Genomic DNA, 19007 nt, shown 5'->3' with positions numbered 1-19007 from the left:
CTCTGCTATCTCGCCCCGCGCTGGTTCGCGGGGCAGATTCCCTCCCCCCAAGCCCAGTAGAAAGATTGATCTTCCTCACTGCCCAAGCGGCTCTGAGGATTATTTCATTGCCTTGCTAAATCGGTTCTTCTATTTTAGCTAACCATCTGACAACGACAAAAATAGGGATTAAGCATGATGAATCGCGTATGGGTACTGGGCGACGCCGTGATCGACCTGGTGCCGGAAAATGCCAACGGTTATCTCAAATGCCCCGGCGGCGCGCCGGCGAATGTGGCGGTGGGTATCGCCCGGCTCGGTGGCGACAGCGCTTTTATCGGGCGTGTGGGGCAAGACGGCTTCGGCGCCTTTCTGCAGCAGGTACTGAGCGATGAAGGGGTGGATATCGGTCATATGAGACCGGATCCCGACCACCACACTTCCACGGTGGTGGTGGATCTCGATCTGCAGGGTGAGCGCTCATTCACGTTTATGGTGCAGCCCAGCGCCGATCTGTTTTTGCAGCCCGACGATCTGCCGGCTTTCCAACGGGGCGAATGGCTGCACCTCTGCTCCATCGCGCTTTCACAAGAACCCAGCCGCAGCGCGGCCTTTGCGGCGATGGAACGCATTCGGGCGGCCGGTGGCCGGGTCAGTTTCGATCCCAACATCCGCGAAGAGGTCTGGCGCCAGCCGGAAGCGCTGCGCCCCTGCCTGCAAAAGGCGCTGTTGCTGGCGGACGTGGTGAAACTGTCGCGCGAAGAGCTGGCTTTCATCAGCCACCTTGACGATGTAGAGAACGGCATCCGCTGGATGATGCAAACCTACCCGACACGCCTGCTGCTGGTGACGCTGGGCGGCGACGGCGTCTGCGTACACGATGGGCATCGCCTGCGCCATTTCCGCGCGCCGTCGATCGTGCCGGTCGATACCACCGGCGCCGGCGACGCGTTTGTCGCCGGTCTGTTAGCGGCGCTGGCACGCCTTCACGAATTGCCGCAGGAAACGCAGTGGCCGGCGGTTATCGCCCAGGCTCAGGCCTGCGGCGCACTGGCCACCACCGCCAAAGGCGCCATGACCGCCCTGCCCCGCGCCGAAGAGCTCACCGCTTTTCTGCGCTGATCCCCTGCATCCACGGCGATCCCCTGGGCGCCGTGGTCTTTTACTCCCCACGATTTGCGCACTCGATCACAATAGCTGAATCGGGTTAGCAAACTTGATTGCCAGCCCGCTTCTTGATCGTTATCTTTCGCCTTGAAAAACCGGTTTAGCAATTTAGCAAAAAATAATAACAACCCTTACCCGGATGATAGACGATGATGAAAAAACTCAGCTATTTGGCGATAACAACAGGGCTTTTCCTCTCTGCTTCCAATGCAGCGGCCTCGGGCAGCGGCAGCATCGAGGCGCGCCTCAACGCGCTGGAACAGCGCCTGGCGCAGGCGGAACGGCGCGCCGCACAGGCTGAAACCCGCGCGACGGCGGCGGAACGCCGGGCGCAACAGCTGGAGCAGCGCACCGCCAACACGGAACGGCAAACCGCGCAGATTGCGCAGCATACCGCCGCGCCGCAAACGCCAATTGCCCCGATCAGCGCACTGAAACTGAATGGATTCAATGATCTGAAACTGTACGGCGACGTGGAGTTCAATCTGGACGGCGCCAGCCGCAGCGGCCAGCTGACGTCGCTGAAAGGCAGCGACCACAAAGACTGGAAGCCTGGCAACAAAGAACGCTGGGATATCAACGGCCGCATTCTGGTCGGGCTGGACGGCTACCGCCGCAATCCGGACGGCAACTTCTCCGGCTTCAGCGTGCAACCGCTGGCAGACATGAGCGGCAAAATGAACCTGGATGACGCCGCCTTCTTCTTCGGCAATGAAAAGAACTGGCAAACCAAAATCGGCCGCTTCGAAGCCTACGACATGTTCCCGCTGAATCAGGACACTTTCATTCAATACTCCGGCAATACCGCCAACGATCTGTACGCCGACGGCTTCGGCTATATCTACATGATGAAAGAAGGCCGCGGCCGCAGCAGCAGCGGCGGCAACCTGATGTTGAGCAAATACGCCGGTGATGTCTATTTCGAGCTGAACACGCTGGTGGAGGACGGCACTTCGCTGTTCCAGGACAGCCGCTATCACGGCAACGCCCTGGACAATAAGAAAAACGTCGCCTATTTGCGCCCGGTGATCGCCTGGAAAAAAGACGCCTTCAGCATCGCGGCGGCAATGGAAAGCAACGTGGTAAATAACGCCTACGGGTATCAGGACAGCCAGGGCCGCTTCGTCGATCAGTCCAAGCGCAACGGTTACGGCATGACGATGAGCTGGAACAACAGCGCCGCCAACCCGGATAACGGCGTGGTGGCCAACCTGAGCACCGCCTATCTGGATGCCTCAGGCGAGCAAGACTTCACCGCCGGCGTGAACGTGCTGTGGCGGCGCTTCGAACTGGGTTATATCTATGCCCATAACAATATCAAAGAGTTCAATACCGCCGGGATCGCCGCCGATATCCACAACCCGCTCAGCGAACCGGGCAACTACGACATCCATACCGTTCACGCGTCGTATCAGATACCTAACATTATGAATATGAAGAATTTCAATCTGTATTTAGGCGCCTATGTGTCGCTGCTGGAAGCCAACGCCGACAACAAGATCGCCAACGGCGACAACGATCAACGTTACGGCATGCGCGCCAGATTCAAGTATTTCTTCTGACATCGATTCACGACGCTGCGTCGCAAACTGCGCGGCGGCATTTTTATTTAGCAAGGGGACAACATGGACATTACCGCAACCGCCAACGCGCTGTTGCCGCTGCTCGGCGGTAAAGAGAACATCGCCAGCGCCGCCCACTGCGCCACGCGCCTGCGTCTGGTGCTGGTGGACGACAGCAAGGTGGACAAAGAGGCCATCGGCAAACTGGACGGCGTCAAAGGCTGCTTCAGCAACGCCGGTCAAATCCAGGTAATCTTCGGCACCGGGCTGGTCAACAAGGTGCATGCGGAATTCATCAAGGCAGCGGGCGTCAGCGAATCCAGCAAGGCCGAAGCCGCCGATATCGCGGCGAAAAAGCTCAACCCGCTGCAGCGCATCGCCCGCCTGCTGTCGAACATCTTCGTGCCAATCATCCCGGCGATCGTCGCTTCCGGCCTGTTGATGGGGCTGCTCGGCATGGTGAAAACCTACGGCTGGGCCGATGCCAACAGCGCGCTGTTCATCATGCTGGATATGTTCAGCTCGGCGGCGTTCATTATCCTGCCGATTCTGATCGGCTTCACCGCCGCACGCGAATTCGGCGGCAATCCCTACCTGGGCGCCACGCTCGGCGGCATTTTGACCCATCCGGCGCTGACCAACGCCTGGGGCGTCGCGGGAGGGTTCCACACCATGAACTTCTTCGGGCTGGACATCGCCATGATCGGCTATCAGGGCACCGTGTTCCCGGTGCTGCTGACGGTGTGGTTCATGAGCCTGTTGGAGAAACGGCTGCGCAAGGTGATCCCCAACGCGCTCGATCTGATCCTGACGCCGTTCCTGACGGTGGTGATCTCCGGGTTTGTCGCCCTGCTGTTTATCGGCCCCGCCGGCCGCGCGCTGGGTGACGGCATCTCCTTCGTGCTCAGCACGCTGATTGCCCATGCGGGGTGGTTCGCCGGGCTGCTGTTCGGCGGCCTCTATTCCGCTATCGTCATCACCGGTATTCACCACAGTTTCCACGCGGTAGAGGCCGGGCTGCTCGGCAACCCCACTATCGGCGTCAACTTCCTGCTGCCGATCTGGTCGATGGCCAACATCGCTCAGGGCGGCGCCTGCCTGGCGGTGTATTTCAAAACCCGCGACGCCAAAATCAAAGCCATCGCGGTGCCTTCCGCCTTTTCCGCCATGCTCGGCATCACCGAGGCGGCGCTGTTTGGTATCAACCTGCGCTTCGTGAAACCCTTCCTGGCAGCGCTGGCGGGCGGCGCGCTCGGCGGCGCCTGGGTGGTGGCCAACCACGTCGGCATGAACGCGGTCGGGCTGACGGCGATCCCTGGCATGGCGATTGTGCAGGCCAGTTCGCTGGTCAGCTATATCATCGGCCTGGCGATCGCGTTTGGCACCGCCTTCATACTCTCCCTCCTGTTGAAATATAAAACGGACGCGCAATGATGGAAGAACTCAGCTTAATCAAACAGGCGATGCAGGCGGTCATGAACGGCCAGCCACGCGCGCTGCGCGATCCGCACCGCCCGGCCTGGCATCTGGCGCCCAGCGTTGGCCTGCTGAACGATCCCAACGGCTTCATCCAGCACAACGGCGTTTATCACCTGTTCTATCAGTGGAATCCGCTGGGCTGCGATCATCGCAACAAGTGCTGGGGACACTGGCAGTCGAGCGACTTGCTGCGTTGGGCGCATCAGCCGCTCGCCCTGGCACCAGGTGCCTGTTACGACAGCCACGGCTGTTATTCCGGCTCGGCGGTGGTGGCGGAAGATAAAATCACGCTGATCTACACCGGCAATGTGAAATTCCCCGACGGCTCACGCACTGCCTATCAATGTCTAGCTCAGGAAAGCGATCGGGGCGAATACCGCAAGCTCGGGCCGGTGCTGCCGCTGCCGGACGGCTACAGCGGGCACGTACGCGATCCCAAAGTGTGGCGTCATCAGGATACCTGGTACATGGTGCTCGGCGCGCGTGACTTGCAGGATCGCGGCAAGGTGCTGCTGCTTCGTTCCAGCGATCTGCGCGGCTGGCAACCGCTGGGCGAGATCGCCGGTTCCGGCCTGCACGACCTGGGTGAATTCGGCTACATGTGGGAGTGCCCAGACCTGTTCTCGCTGGAGGACGCCGACGTGTTGATATGCTGCCCGCAGGGGCTGGCGCCGCAGCCGGAACGCTATCTCAACCGTTATCAGGCCGGCTATCTGCTCGGCAAGCTGGATTACCTGCAGCCGGCCTTCAGCCACGGCGAATTTCGCGAGCTGGACGCCGGCTTCGAGTTCTATGCACCGCAGACGACGCTGGCGGAAGATGGCCGCCGCCTGCTGTTCGGCTGGATGGGCGTGCCCGAGCAAGATGAAGAAGCCCATCCGACGCGCCGTTACGGCTGGATCCACACCATGACCTGCCCACGCGAGCTGTCGCTGCGGCATGGCCGCCTCCACCAGCGCCCGGCGCGCGAGCTGCAACAGCTGCGCGGCGAGCGAGCATGCTGGCAAGGCTGTGCCGATGATGCCCCCGCCTATGCGCTGGGGGCTGCGGAGCTGCAGTTGACGCCGCAGGGCGCGTTCAGCGCCGCGTTTGGCGAGGCAATGACGCTGAACTGGGACGGCGAAAGGCTGCAGCTGACGCGCGCTTCCCTGGCCGACGGCCAGCCGGAGCACCGTTACTGGCGCGGCCCGGTCACGCATCTGCAGTTGCTGTTCGATCGTTCCAGCGTGGAGATCTTCATCAACCGCGGCGAGGCGGTGATGAGCGCGCGCTACTTCCCGGCCAGCGAGCCGCAACTGCGGCTGTCCGGAAGCGCGCCGCTGGCGTTGGAATACTGGCCGCTGACGCCATGCATGCTAGAATGACGCATCCTCCGATGACTTCAGATGGCGTCAGTGAAAAAAAATAAACGCATTACCATCAGTGACATCGCCACGCTGGCCGGGGTGTCGAAATCGACCGCCAGCCTGGTGCTGAACGGCCGCAGCAAGGAATATCGGGTGTCCGACGACACCCGCGACCGCGTTCTGGCGCTGGCGCACGAACACCATTATCAGCCCAGCATCCACGCCCGCTCTTTGCGCTCCAACCGCAGCCACACGCTGGGGCTGGTGGTGCCGGAGATGACCAACTACGGCTTTGCGGTGATTTCGCGCGAGCTGGAAACGCTGTGCCGCGAAGCCGGTCTGCAGCTGCTGATCGCCTGCACCGATGAAAACCCGGCGCAGGAGATGATGGCGGTGAACAGTCTGGTACAGCGGCAGGTGGACGGCTTGATCGTCGCCTCCAGCCAGTTGAACGATGCCGAATACCAGAAGATCAACGCCGGGCTACCGGTGGTGCAGATGGACCGCCTGATCGCCGGTTCCGAACTGCCGCTGGTGATCACCGACTCGGTTAATGCGACCGCCGACCTGGTGGAAAAGGTCGCGCGCCAACATCCGGATGAGATCTATTTTCTCGGCGGGCAGCCGCGCATTTCGCCGACCCGCGATCGCCTCGCCGGCTTCCAGCTTGGCCTGGAGCGCGCCGGCATCACGTGCAAACCGGAATGGATCATCAACGGCAGCTACCACCCCAGTTCGGGTTACGAGATGTTCGCTCAGCTGTGCGCACAGCTGGGGCGTCCGCCCAAAGCGCTGTTCACCGCCGCCTGTGGCCTGCTGGAAGGGGTGTTGCGTTATCTGACGCAGCATCAGCTGATGGAGAGCGATATCCACCTGTGCAGCTTCGACGATCACTACCTGTTCGATTGCATGACGCTGAAGATAGATACGGTCGCGCAAGACTGCCGGGCGCTGGCGCAGCATAGCTTCGACCAGGTGACCGCGCTCATCGACGAGCGGCCGCTGGAACAGCATGCGCTTTATCTGCCGGGCCGTATCCACTGGCGTCATGCCGGTTCCCGGGCGTTGTTGGCCGGGGAGTGATATTTCTGAATCAATAAAAAAGGGCGCCTGAGCGCCCTTTATCGTTGTGCTACCGCTACTTGGCGGCGCCTTCCATGCCCACCAGCCCCACTTTCAGGTAGCCGGCTTTACGCAGGGTGTCCATCACGCTCATCAGCGTTTCATAGTCCACGCTCTTGTCTGCCTGGAAGAAGATGGTGGTTTCTTTGTTCGCCTGAGTGCGTTGATCCAGCACCGAAGTCAACTGATCGGCATTCACCGGCTGATCGCCGACGTAGAGCTGCTTGTCGGCCTTCACCGACAGGAACACCGGTTTTTCCGGCCGCGGCTGCGGTTTGGCGGAGGAGGCCGGCAGATCGACGCGAATATCTACCGTTGCCAGCGGCGCGGCCACCATAAAGATGATCAACAGCACCAACATGACGTCGATAAACGGCGTCACGTTGATTTCATGCAGTTCGCCGCTGTCGTCCAGATCTTCATTTAAGCGCATCGCCATGACTCACCCCGCCCGCAGTTGGTGTGCGTGCTGTGAGCGCTTGGCTTCCGCCGTTGCGGCCAGATCCAGATCGCGGCCCTGCAGCAGCAAGACCTGCGCCGCCACGTCGCCTACCTGGGCGCGATGGCCGCTGATGACGCGGGCGAAGATGTTGTAGATAACGACCGCAGGGATCGCCGCCACCAGGCCCATCGCAGTCGCCAGCAGCGCCTCTGCGATGCCCGGCGCCACGACCGCCAGGTTGGTGGTCTGCGAATGGGCGATGCCGATAAAGCTGTTCATGATGCCCCAGACGGTACCGAACAGGCCGACGAACGGCGAGATGGCACCAATGGTGGCGAGGAAGCCGTTGCCGCGGCCCATGTTACGGCTGTAGGCCGCCACGCGGCGCTCGAGACGGAAACCGGTGCGTTCTTTGATGCCGTTGTTGTCGTTGGATTCCGCAGACAGCTCCAGCTCATTTTGCGCATCGTTCAGCAGTACCGCACTGACGCTCTCCGGGGAGAAGTTTTGCGCCAGCTCGGAAGCTTCATCCAGCGAGCGCGCTTCGGCCAGTGCCAACTGCTCGCGACGCAGACGGCGCTTGGCGCGCAGCAGTTCACTGCCTTTAGCGAACAAAATGGTCCAGGTCACGATAGACGCCAGCACCAGGCCGATCATCACCGCTTTCACCACCGCGTCGGCGTGCTGGTACATGCCCCAAATGGACAGGTCCATGCCGCGGGTTTCCGGTGGCTGGATCGTCGGTGCCGGGTTCACCGGCGTGATGCTTTCCGGCGCAGCGGCTGCAGGTGCAGGCGCGGTGGTCGGCGCAACGCTTTCGGTAACGGCCGGATTGGCCGCCGGCGCTGCCTGCGCGCTGCCGGCCAGCCCCACAACCAGCACCATAGAAGCCATCAGGCTGCGGCCAAAGGCCTTGCCCCACTGCGCCCGGCCCTGACCGAACGATCCTTGATTTAAATTCTTGCCAGCCGTTTTCACGCTGTGCCTCCACCCATTACCGATCAAAATTAAGGAATAATTCAGCGTGCGATCATATCAAACCAACCGGGGATTGATAGTAGTTCTCATTATTATTTACCAAATAAACGCGAAAATTTTAGCCAGCCCCGCGGCAAAGCGCCAATCCGCGCCCGTTCACCGCCAAACGCTCCTTTTATGGGGTTATTTCGTTACTTTTCTCCCACAACGGTGCAACAAGACCACCCTGCCGAACGACGTCTCGACCGATGAATGGGCTTCTCTCTCGCCGCTCGGCAGAAGGATGAGGCGAGAAATGCGCCGCTGACAGCCAATTATAGCCGTTTCTATATCCAGAAGTTAAAACGTCTGGATGGCTATATCAACTCATGCTAACGTAAGGGCTATCGTAAACGGGCACGTGCAGAGCAACCAGAGGTGAGCCAGGTACCATGACGTCAAAACACATCGAAACCACGCTGATCGGCGCCGGCCGCGGCAAACGCTACACCCAGGGCTCCGTCAATCCCGTCACGCAACGCGCCTCTTCTTTGGTCTTCGACTCCGTCGCCGCCAAAAAGCACGCCACCGCGCAACGCGCCCACGGCGAGCTGTTTTACGGCCGACGCGGCACGCTGACCCACTTCGCCCTGCAAGATGCGATGGTCGAGCTGGAGGGCGGCGCCGGCTGCGTGCTGTACCCCTGCGGCGCGGCGGCGGTGGCCAATGCGATCCTGTCGTTCGTCGGCGCCGGCGATCACCTGCTGGTCACCGGTTCGGCGTACGAACCGACCCAGGATTTCTGCACCCACATCCTCGGTCGCATGAACGTCAGCACCACCTATTTCGATCCGTTGATCGGCGCCGATATCGCCACGTTGATCCAACCCAATACCCGCGTGGTGTTCCTGGAATCCCCCGGCTCCATCACTCTGGAAGTGCAGGATATCCCGGCCATGGTGCAGGCCATTCGTGCCGTGGCGCCGGAGGTGGTGATCATGATCGACAACACCTGGGCGGCAGGCGTGCTGTTCAAGGCGCTGGATTTCGACATCGATATCTCCATTCAGGCCGGCACCAAATACCTGATCGGCCATTCCGATTACATGCTCGGCACCGCCGTCGCCAACGCGCGCTGTTGGGAGCAACTGCGCGAGTACTCCTATCTGATGGGGCAGATGGTGGATGCCGACACCGCCTACATGGCGAGCCGCGGCCTGCGTACCCTGAGCGTGCGCCTGAAGCAGCACGAGCGCAGCAGCATTGAGGTCGCCAACTGGCTGGCCGAACGGCCGGAGGTGGCGACGGTCAATCACCCAGCCCTGCCCAGCTGCAAGGGCCACGAGTTCTACCGCCGCGACTTCAGCGGCTGCAACGGGCTGTTCTCTTTCGTGCTGAAAGAGCGACTGGATGATGCCCAGCTGGCCGCTTACCTGGACAACTTCAGCCACTTCAGCATGGCCTACTCCTGGGGCGGCTTCGAGTCGCTGATCCTGGCCAACCAGCCGGAAGAGCTGGAAGCCATCCGGCCGGAGGGCGGCGTCGATTTCTCCGGCACGCTGGTGCGCATACACATCGGCCTGGAGAACGTCGAAGACCTGATCGCCGATCTGGCGGCCGGTTTCGATCGCCTCAACGGCGTGCGCTAAGGCGGATTCCGGTAATTTTCTTCGTCTCGTTTAATGTCGGCTTAAGCTATTAGCGGTACACTAACCGGATAACTGTCAGATACGGTAACCGCCGCATCCTGGAGAACGTGACCCCGGGCGCAACCGGCATGCAACAGGACATAAAATGGATGTATTACGAGAGATTATTCATGCGCTTTGGCAACAGGACTTTATCGCCCTCGCCGATCCTAGCGTGATTTGGGTGGTTTATGCCGTGCTTTTCACCACCCTGTTTTTGGAAAACGGACTGCTGCCCGCCTCCTTCCTCCCCGGCGACAGCCTGCTGCTGCTGTCGGGTGCGCTGATCGCCAAAGGCGTGATGGGCTTTGCCCCCACCCTGTTGATTCTGACCGCCGCCGCCGGCCTCGGCTGTTGGCTGAGCTATATCCAGGGCCGCTGGCTGGGCCACACCGGCCTGGTGAAAGGCTGGCTGCTGCAATTGCCGGCGCAATATCACCAGCGCGCTCATAACCTGTTCAATCGCCACGGGCTGACGGCGCTGCTGATCGGCCGTTTCCTCGGCTTCGTGCGCACGCTGCTGCCGACCATGGCCGGAATTTCCGGGCTCAACAGTTCGCGCTTCCAGGTGTTCAACTGGCTGAGTGCGGCGATCTGGGTCTGCGCGCTGGTCGGCCTCGGCTACGCGTTCAGCCAAATCCCTCTGGTGAAACGCTACGAAAGCCAGGTGATGACCGGCCTGATGCTGCTGCCGCTGTTGCTGCTGTTCGTCGGCCTGCTGGGCGCCATGCTGGTGATCTGGCGTAAAAAGCGCGCCTCCTCCTCCTGATCCAGGCGCACTACAGCGCCTTCTCGACCAACGCCAGACTGGCGGGCAACTTGCTCACCAGCGTATCCACCGCCAGCCGCACCTTCAGCGGCAGGTGGGGCGTGTGTGGCCATACCGCATGCGCATCAAAGGCGGTGCCCGGCCGATCGCGCAGTAAGCGCACCAGCGCCCCGCTCAACAGCTGCTCACGCACCAGCCAGCACGGCAGCCAGGCGATGCCGAAACCCGCCGTCGCTGCATCCGCAATCGCCTGCAAATCGTCCATCTGCAACCGGTTATTCGGCATCACGTCCTGCGGTTTGTCGTTCTCGTCCAGCACCCGCCAGCTGCGCCGCGCTCCGGCGCGCATATAGGTCACCGCCTCATGCTGGGCCAATTGCTCGATGCTGTGCGGTTCGCCGCATCGCTGCAGATACGCCGGCGAGGCGCACAGCGTCATGCGGTGATCGCCGATACGACGCGCCACCAGCCCGCTGCTGTTGGCCAGCGTGCCGTTACGGATCGCCATATCGAAACCGTCCTCAATCAGATCCACCACCCGATCGCTGAACGACAGCTCCAGCTCCAGGCCAGGGTGCTCACGCGTCAGATCGGTCAGCAACGGCGCAATACATATGCGGCCAAACAGCACCGGCATCGACACCCGCAGCCGGCCGCTGACCTGCCGCTTGCCCGACTCCAGCAACGTTTCCGCGCTGCGGATCTCCTCCAATGCCCGCAGGCAGCGCTCATAGAACAACGCACCGTCGTCGGTCAGGCTCTGGCTGCGGGTGGTGCGATGAAACAGCCGCACGCCCAGCCGCTGTTCCAGCCGGGCGATGGTTTTCCCTACCGCCGAACGCGACAGGTGCAACCGACTGGCCGCCAACGCAAAACTGCCCGCCTCCACGGCGGTGACGAATACCGAAATGCCGCTCAATCGATCGCTCATGATTTGTCGCTCTGAAAGAAACAATCTGCGGAAATCTTATCGCCACTGGCGAACCTCTATCAACGATATTATCGACAGGTCGTTAATCGCTGACTTTGGAGAACATCATGACCGACACGATGCAACGCTGGACGATGGACGCCCTGGGGCGTGAACACCTGCAGCTGACCACCGACGCGATCCCGCAGCCGGGGCCACACGAAATCAGAGTGAAAGTGAAGGCGGTAGCGCTCAACTACCGCGACAAAATGATGATTGAAAGCGGCATGGGGCTGACGCTGCCGCAGTCGTTCACCCCCGCCTCTGACATGGCCGGCGAGGTCGACGCTATCGGCCCCGGCGTCAGCCGGTTCCAACCCGGCGCCCGGGTCATCTCTACCTTCAGCCCCGGCTGGCTCGACGGCCGGCAAAAACCGTACGGCGATGCGCGCCAGGTGCCTTACCACACCCTTGGCGGCTTCTATCAGGGCGTACTGGCGGAATACGTGATTTTGCATGAAGACTGGCTGGTGGCGGCGCCGACGTCGCTGGACGACGCGCAGGCCAGCACCCTGCCGTGCGCCGGGCTGACCGCCTGGTTCGCGCTGGTAGAGCAAGGCAAACTGCATGCCGGCGAGACGGTGCTGGTACAAGGCACCGGTGGCGTGGCGCTGTTCGCGCTGCAGATCGCCAAAGCGCACGGCGCCGAGGTGTACGTGACCTCCGGCAGCGATGAAAAGCTGGCGCGCGCCCGGGCACTGGGCGCCAGTCACGGCATCAACCGGCTGAACGGCGATTGGGTGGAGGCGGTTTATGCGCTGACGCAGGATCGCGGCATCGACCATGTGATCGACACCGTCGGCGGCCCGAATCTCGGCAACTCAGTACGCGCCGTGGCGGTGGGCGGCCGCATCTCGGTGATCGGCGTGCTGGCGGGCGCCGAGATTTCCGCGCCCGCCGGCCTGCTGCTGCTGAAATCGGCGCAGATCCAGGGCATCGGCGTCGGCCATCGCCGCGCGCTGGAAGATCTGGTGCGCGCCGTGGACGCCGTCAACCTGCAGCCGGTGATCGATCAGGTATACCGCTTCGACCAGCTGCCGCAGGCGTTGGATCATCTCGATCGCGGGCCGTTCGGCAAGATCGTTCTGACCCCGTAAACGCGGCTCAGCCCTCCAGCAGCAGCGGATTGGCGTCGCGCAGCCGGGCGACTTCATCGCTCGGCGTCATGCCGAACAGCCGTTTGAATTCACGACTGAACTGCGACGCGCTCTCGTAACCGACGCGGATCGCCGCCGTGCTGGCCTTCAGACCGTCATGCACCATCAACAGGCGCGCCTTATGCAGCCGGTACGATTTCACGTACTGCAGCGGAGAGGTGTTGGTCACCGCCTTGAAGTTATGGTGAAACGCCGACACGCTCATGTTGACCTCGCTGGCCAACTGCTCGACGTTGAGATTGTCGGCATACTGATTTTCTATGCGCCGCAGCGCCTTGGCGATCTGGCTGAAGTGGGTATGCCGATTAACCAGCTCCTGCAGCGACGCACCGCAGGTGCCGCGCAGCACATAGTAGAGGATCTCGCGCACGATCTGCGGCCCCAGCACCCGGGCGTCGAGCGGCTTGGCCATCACGTCCAGCAGGCGTTCAGTGGCACACAGCAGCGCTTCCGTCAGCTCGGCCAGATTTACCCCGTTGCTCTCCGCCCGCGGCTGCATCAGGTAGTCGTCGTCGCCGATGTCGATCAGCAAATCCTGCAGCATTTGGGTATCGATATTGACCGCCAACCCCACCAGCGGCAACTCCGGGCTGGCGAAGGTTTCGCACTCGAACGGCAGCGGCACCGTCATCAGCAGGTAGTTGCGCGGATCGTATTGGAACACCTTGTTGCCGCAATAGCCGACCTTGTGCCCCTGAAAGATGATGACGATCCCCGGTTCGTACATTACCGGTTGACGCGGGCAGTGGCGATCGACATACAGGATCTTCACCCGCGGCACCGGTGACGGCGTGTAGCCGTTGCCGGTGGCGATAGCCATCGCCTGGCGTGCCATGCGGCTGCGCAGCGCATCGATTTCAGTCACGGAAACACCCTCTTACAGTCAGAACGATTCGGCATAAATCATAATTTAAAGCTCTCCATTTCTACAGGCAGTTGTAGAAATAGGCAAGAACCAAACAGGAATGTGCATTGTGCGTTGCCGCCAGGTTCCTGACAATACGGGCCAGACACCTTTGCGCCGCGTTGGCGCCCGCCTGACAGAAAGAGAGAAATCAACCATGCAAAACTTCATTCTGCATACCCCAACCAAAATCCTGTTCGGCAAGGACCAAATTGCCGACGTAGCCGGCCAGATCCCAGCGGACGCACGCATCCTGATCACCTACGGTGGCGGCAGCGTGAAGAAAAACGGCGTGCTGGATCAGGTGTACAGCGCGCTGGCCGGCCGTGACGTGCGTGAGTTCTCCGGCATCGAGCCGAACCCGACCTACGAAACGCTGATGAAAGCGGTCGAGGTGGTGAAGGCGGAAAACATCGATTTCCTGCTGGCGGTCGGCGGCGGTTCGGTGGTTGACGGCACCAAATTCATCGCCGCCGCGGCCCGTTATACCGCCAACGGCGACGCCTGGCATATCCTGCAGACCGTCGGCAGCCACATCGCCGACGCGGTGCCGATGGGCTGCGTGCTGACGCTGCCGGCCACCGGTTCCGAGTCCAACAGCGGCGCGGTGATCACCCGTAAAAGCAGCGGCGACAAGCAGCACTTCTTCTCGCCGCTGGTGCAGCCGCGCTTCGCCGTGCTGGATCCGGTCGTGACCTACTCGCTGCCGCCGCGCCAGGTAGCCAACGGCGTGGTCGACGCCTTCGTACACACCCTGGAGCAGTATCTGACCTACCCGGTCGACGCCAAGGTGCAGGATCGCTTCGCCGAAGGCCTGCTGCTGACCCTGCTGGAAGACGGCCCGCGCGCGCTGGCCGAGCCGGAAAACTATGCGGTGCGCGCCAACGTGATGTGGAGCGCTACCATGGCGCTGAACGGCCTGATCGGCGCCGGGGTGCCGCAGGACTGGGCGACCCACATGCTGGGCCATGAACTGACCGCCATGCACGATCTCGACCACGCACAAACGCTGGCCATCGTGCTGCCGGCGCTGCTGCACGAGAAGAAAGCGCAGAAGCGCGAAAAACTGCTGCAGTACGCTGACCGCATCTGGGACCTGCGCGAAGGCAGCGAAGACAGCCGCATCGACGGCGCCATCGCCGCCACCCGCGCCTTCTTCGAACAGATGGGCGTACCGACCCGCATGGCGGATTATCAGCTCGACGGCAGCAGCATTCCGGCGCTGCTCGACAAGCTGCATCAGCACGGCATGACCGCCCTGGGCGAGCATCAAGACATCACCCTGGACGTCAGCCGCCGCATTTATGAAGCGGCGCGTTAATCGCAAAACGGCGATTTTTTGCTAGGCTTTAGTCTCCGTCAGCCATTTTTCGCCGCATCCGGCGCCCGGCCGATCGCCGGGCGTCGTCGGGCGCCTCAGCGCGCCGCCGATCGTTTCGCACCCTTCGTCTTACCGCTCATTCGCAGGGAGAGCGGGGAGAGAATCGCCCTCCCGCCACCGCTGAAATTAGGCTGGCAAACCCGGCAACCGCCCACTTTGCCAACTAGAATTTATCTATAGCCGTTTCGGTGCCGCAGGCGCCGCAATCCGTACACAAGGAGATGCGCATGACAACGCAACAACCCATCATCAAACTCCACGATGGTAATCTGATGCCGCAGTTGGGTCTCGGCGTTTGGCAGGCGAGTATTGAAGAGACCACCCGCGCGGTCAGCAAAGCGCTGGAGATCGGTTACCGCTCCATCGACACCGCCGCGATCTACAAGAACGAGGAAGGCGTCGGCGCCGCGCTGCAGTCCAGCGCGCTGCCGCGCAGCGACCTGTTCATCACCACCAAGCTGTGGAACGACGATCAGGGCGAGCCGCTGGCGGCGCTGGAAACCAGTCTGGAAAAGCTCAAGCTGGACTATGTGGATCTGTATCTGATCCACTGGCCGCGCCCACAGCAGGATCAATACGTTTCCGCCTGGCGCGAGCTGATCAAACTGCGCGAACAAGGCCTGGTGAAAAGCATCGGCGTATGCAACTTCCATACGCCGCACCTGCAGCGTCTGTTGGATGAAACCAACGTGGCGCCGGTCGTCAACCAGATCGAGCTGCACCCGCTGCTGCAACAGCGCCAACTGCGCGCCTGGAACGCTACGCACCATATCGCCACCGAATCCTGGAGCCCGCTGGCGCAGGGCGGTGAAGGGGTATTCGACCAGCCGCTGATCAAGGCCCTGGCCGAGAAATACGAGAAAACCCCGGCGCAAATCGTGGTGCGCTGGCACCTGGACAGCGGTCTTATCGTGATCCCGAAATCCGTCACGCCGTCGCGCATTCGCGAAAACTTCGAGGTATTTGATTTCAAACTCGATAAGGACGAACTGGGCGAGATCGCCAAGCTGGACGTCGGCAACCGCCTGGGGCCGGATCCGGATACCCTGTAAACCCACGCTCAAGCCCTCTCCCGCCGGAGGGGGCTTTTCCTTCCCACACATTGCTCCTTTGCGCCGCCTGACGTTATGATGACGACGCCGGAGGCTCCGGCCACCGGTTAACGCCGTTAAAAAACAGACAAGCACGGAGCACCATGAAATTCTCTTTCTCACACGGGTCACGGCTGGGCATGCTTTGCATCATGCTGGTGCTGGCGGGTTGCGCCGGCAAGAAACAGCGCGTCAGCTACGATCGCCACGCCTTCGATAGCGCCATCAAAGACGCCGCCAGCGAATACGGCGTGGACGCCAAGCTGATCACCGCCATGATCCAGGTGGAGTCCGGCTTCAACCCTTCCGCAGTGAGCAGATCCAATGCGATCGGCCTGATGCAGCTGAAAGCCGATACCGCCGGCTGCGATGCCTACCGCTACAAAGGCAAACGCGGCTGCCCGGACGACGATGACCTGCGGGATCCCGACACCAATATCGATCTCGGCGCCGCCTATCTGGCCACCTTGCAAAAACAACAGCTTAAAGGGATCGCCAATCCCGTCACGCTGCGCTACGCCACCATCATCGCCTACGTCAACGGCACCGGCGCGCTGCTGCGCACCTTCTCCAGCAACCGCCAGCAGGCGATCGCGATGATCAACAACCTGTCGCCAGAAGCCTTTAACTGGCACGTGCGCAAATACCATCCCGCACCGCAGGCGCCGCGCCATTTGATGAAAGTGGAAGCCGCTTACGAACGGTTGTAATTAGCTAAAGTAAAAAGGAGAACCCGGGGGTTCTCCTTTTTGTTTGCGCACGCGGCGTGGTCGTTACGGCTTGGCCTTGCGAATCGGTTTGCGCGGCGGCCGGTTGGACGGCGTGCGCTGCCGATTAATATCGGTATGTTTGGTCAGCGCCGGCCGGGTATGGCGCTGCAGCCGTTTCGCCTCGCGCTGCTCGTCGATGCTCGGCGCCGGCACCAGACACTCGCGGCGGCTGCCGATCAGGTGCTTCAGCCCCATCTCTTCCAGCGCGGTGCGGATCAGCGCCCAGTTGGCCGGATCGTGGTAACGCAGCAGCGCCTTATGCAGGCGACGCTGGCGCTCGCCGCGCGGCACCACCACGTCTTCGCTCTTGTACCCCACCTTGCTCAGCGGGTTTTTGCCGCTGTAATACATGGTGGTGGAGTTGGCCATCGGCGAAGGATAGAAGTTCTGCACCTGGTCGAGGCGGAAACGGTTCTTCTTCAGCCACAGCGCCAGGTTCACCATGTCTTCATCGCGGGTGCCCGGGTGCGACGAGATGAAGTACGGGATCAGGTACTGCTCTTTGCCCGCCTGCTTCGAATAGTGATCAAACAGCTGTTTGAAGCGATCGTAGCTGCCCATACCCGGTTTCATCATTTTCGACAGCGGGCCTTCTTCGGTGTGCTCCGGCGCGATCTTCAGGTAGCCGCCGACGTGGTGGGTCGCCAGTTCCTTGATATAGCGCGGATCTTCCACCGCCAGATCGTAACGTACCCCGGAGGCGATCAGGATCTTCTTGATGCCCTCCAGCGAACGCGCGCGGCGGTAAAGCTTGATGGTCGGCTCGTGGTTGGTGTCCATGTAGGTGCAGATCTCCGGATACACGCACGAGGCGCGGCGGCAGGTCTGCTCGGCGCGCGGGTTAGTGCAGCGCAGCATGTACATGTTAGCGGTCGGGCCGCCCAGATCGGAGATCACGCCGGTAAAGCCCGGCACCTTGTCGCGGATCTCTTCGATTTCGCGAACGATCGAATCTTCCGAACGGCTCTGGATGATGCGCCCTTCATGCTCGGTGATCGAACAGAACGAACAGCCGCCGTAGCAACCGCGCATGATGTTCACCGAGAAACGGATCATGTCATAGGCCGGAATGCGATCCTGGCCGTAAGACGGGTGCGGCACACGCTGATAAGGCAGGGCAAAGACGCTGTCCATCTCCGGCGTGGTCAGCGGGATCGCCGGCGGGTTGATCCACACGTAGCGGTCACCGTGTTTCTGCATCAGCGCGCGGGCGCAGCCTGGGTTGGTTTCATGGTGCAAAATGCGCGAGGTGTGCGCATACAGCACCTTGTCGCCCTTCACTTTCTCAAAGGACGGCAGCAGCACATAGGTCTTCTCCCACGGCTTCGGCTTGGCGGCGCGCACCGTGACAGGCTTGGCTTCCGGCTCTTTCGGTTTGGCGCCGTCGGCGCACGGCAGATCCTCGCCGTACGGGTTCGGGATAGGTTCGATGCGGCCCGGCTTGTCGAGGCGGGTGGAATCCACGCCGCTCCAGCCCGGCAGCGCTTCTTTACGCATCACCGCGGTATTGCGAATATCGTGGATATCGCCGATCTTCTCGCCGGCGGCCAGACGGTGCGCCACTTCCACCAGCGGGCGTTCGCCGTTGCCGTAGATCAGCATGTCGGCTTTGGAGTCCACCAGTACCGAGCGGCGCACGGTATCCGACCAATAATCGTAGTGGGCGATGCGGCGCAGACTGGCTTCGATGCCGCCCAACACGATCGGCACGTCTTTATAGGCTTCTTTGCAGCGCTGGCTGTAGACCAGGGTCGCGCGATCCGGGCGTTTGCCGCCGACGTTGCCGGCGGTGTAAGCATCGTCGTGGCGCAGTTTGCGATCGGCGGTATAACGGTTGATCATCGAGTCCATGTTGCCGGCGGTGATGCCGAAGAACAGGTTCGGTTTCCCCAACCGCATGAAATCTTCTTTGTTGCTCCAGTCCGGCTGCGCGATGATGCCGACGCGGAAGCCCTGCGCTTCCAGCATGCGGCCGATGATCGCCATGCCGAAGCTCGGGTGGTCAACATAGGCGTCGCCGCTGATGATGATCACGTCGCAGCTGTCCCAGCCCAGTTGATCCATCTCGGCTCGCGACATCGGTAAAAATGGCGCGGTGCCATAACATTCAGCCCAATAAGGCTTATAGGAAAACAGTTCACGATCGGGTTGGATCAGGCTGGTGGTGCTCATTCTGCCGCTCTTTTTACAGGTTAATTAATCGCCGGGCGGCGATTATACGCA

At 61.5% G+C, this 19007-nt stretch carries 16 protein-coding genes; 11 read left to right on the top strand and 5 right to left on the bottom strand.

The features are described from left to right. The first annotated feature begins 174 nt into the window (after positions 1-174). The 5 genes from WA302_RS17140 (at position 175) to WA302_RS17120 (ending at position 6616) form a co-directional block, all read left to right on the top strand. Positions 175-1101 (top strand): aminoimidazole riboside kinase, encoded by a 927-nt coding sequence (locus tag WA302_RS17140; RefSeq protein ID WP_025304277.1) that lies wholly within the window; start codon positions 175-177, stop codon positions 1099-1101. Between the two features lie 197 nt (positions 1102-1298). Further along, positions 1299-2708 carry a carbohydrate porin gene (locus WA302_RS17135; RefSeq protein WP_025304278.1) on the top strand — a complete coding sequence of 470 codons (1410 nt, stop codon included), beginning with the start codon at positions 1299-1301 and terminating at the stop codon, positions 2706-2708. A 63-nt stretch (positions 2709-2771) separates the two neighbouring features. Further along, positions 2772-4142, top strand: a complete 1371-nt coding sequence (locus WA302_RS17130) for a sucrose-specific PTS transporter subunit IIBC (protein ID WP_043142125.1) — start codon at positions 2772-2774, stop codon at positions 4140-4142. Further along, positions 4142-5551: a glycoside hydrolase family 32 protein gene (locus tag WA302_RS17125; RefSeq protein WP_197824329.1), complete on the top strand. Its 1410-nt coding sequence runs from the start codon at positions 4142-4144 to the stop codon at positions 5549-5551. Before WA302_RS17130 ends, WA302_RS17125 begins: the two co-directional genes overlap by 1 nt. 21 nt (positions 5552-5572) lie before the next feature. Further along, positions 5573-6616, top strand: a complete 1044-nt coding sequence (locus WA302_RS17120; protein WP_025304281.1) for a substrate-binding domain-containing protein — start codon at positions 5573-5575, stop codon at positions 6614-6616. Positions 6617-6671: 55 nt separating this feature from the next. Here WA302_RS17120 and exbD read toward each other — a convergent pair whose 3' ends face one another. Continuing rightward, positions 6672-7094 (bottom strand): TonB system transport protein ExbD, encoded by a 423-nt coding sequence (gene exbD, locus WA302_RS17115; RefSeq protein WP_004937307.1) that lies wholly within the window; start codon positions 7092-7094, stop codon positions 6672-6674. A gap of 3 nt (positions 7095-7097) precedes the next feature. Then, positions 7098-8075, bottom strand: coding sequence for a tol-pal system-associated acyl-CoA thioesterase (exbB, locus tag WA302_RS17110; protein WP_072269874.1), 978 nt, complete (start codon positions 8073-8075; stop codon positions 7098-7100). Positions 8076-8506: 431 nt separating this feature from the next. Here exbB and metC point away from each other — a divergent pair, with 431 nt between their 5' ends. Both metC and WA302_RS17100 read left to right on the top strand, forming a co-directional pair. After that, a complete protein-coding gene (gene metC / locus WA302_RS17105; protein ID WP_336064635.1) occupies positions 8507-9703 on the top strand; it encodes a cystathionine beta-lyase in 1197 nt (398 codons plus the stop codon). Positions 9704-9848: 145 nt separating this feature from the next. After that, the gene (locus WA302_RS17100) at positions 9849-10511 is read left to right on the top strand and encodes a DedA family protein (RefSeq protein WP_025304285.1); all 663 of its coding nucleotides are present in this window, start codon (positions 9849-9851) and stop codon (positions 10509-10511) included. Positions 10512-10521: 10 nt separating this feature from the next. Here the strand turns inward: WA302_RS17100 and WA302_RS17095 are convergent, their stop codons facing one another. Further along, positions 10522-11442 (bottom strand): LysR family transcriptional regulator, encoded by a 921-nt coding sequence (locus WA302_RS17095; protein ID WP_261438995.1) that lies wholly within the window; start codon positions 11440-11442, stop codon positions 10522-10524. 107 nt (positions 11443-11549) lie between these two features. Between WA302_RS17095 and WA302_RS17090 the strand changes: the two genes are divergently transcribed. After that, positions 11550-12578 carry a zinc-dependent alcohol dehydrogenase family protein gene (locus tag WA302_RS17090; RefSeq protein ID WP_060448055.1) on the top strand — a complete coding sequence of 343 codons (1029 nt, stop codon included), beginning with the start codon at positions 11550-11552 and terminating at the stop codon, positions 12576-12578. Positions 12579-12585: 7 nt separating this feature from the next. Here the strand turns inward: WA302_RS17090 and WA302_RS17085 are convergent, their stop codons facing one another. Next, a complete protein-coding gene (locus WA302_RS17085; protein WP_227255625.1) occupies positions 12586-13473 on the bottom strand; it encodes an AraC family transcriptional regulator in 888 nt (295 codons plus the stop codon). Positions 13474-13699: 226 nt separating this feature from the next. On the opposite strand from WA302_RS17085, the gene yqhD reads away from it, so the two are divergent. The 3 genes from yqhD (at position 13700) to WA302_RS17070 (ending at position 16724) form a co-directional block, all read left to right on the top strand. Further along, positions 13700-14863, top strand: a complete 1164-nt coding sequence (gene yqhD / locus WA302_RS17080) for an alcohol dehydrogenase (protein ID WP_049208377.1) — start codon at positions 13700-13702, stop codon at positions 14861-14863. A gap of 287 nt (positions 14864-15150) precedes the next feature. Then, complete coding sequence (gene dkgA / locus WA302_RS17075; RefSeq protein ID WP_261456615.1) at positions 15151-15975, top strand: 2,5-didehydrogluconate reductase DkgA; 825 nt, start codon at positions 15151-15153, stop codon at positions 15973-15975. Positions 15976-16118: 143 nt separating this feature from the next. Next, positions 16119-16724 (top strand): transglycosylase SLT domain-containing protein, encoded by a 606-nt coding sequence (locus WA302_RS17070; protein ID WP_025304291.1) that lies wholly within the window; start codon positions 16119-16121, stop codon positions 16722-16724. Between the two features lie 63 nt (positions 16725-16787). Here WA302_RS17070 and WA302_RS17065 read toward each other — a convergent pair whose 3' ends face one another. Next, positions 16788-18956 carry a YgiQ family radical SAM protein gene (locus WA302_RS17065; protein WP_025304292.1) on the bottom strand — a complete coding sequence of 723 codons (2169 nt, stop codon included), beginning with the start codon at positions 18954-18956 and terminating at the stop codon, positions 16788-16790. Between the last annotated feature and the right edge of the window lie 51 nt (positions 18957-19007).

Source organism: Serratia sp. 201 (assembly GCF_037027545.1).
Lineage (GTDB): Bacteria > Pseudomonadota > Gammaproteobacteria > Enterobacterales > Enterobacteriaceae > Serratia > Serratia bockelmannii.
This window is presented reverse-complemented; position numbering and strand designations above follow the sequence as displayed.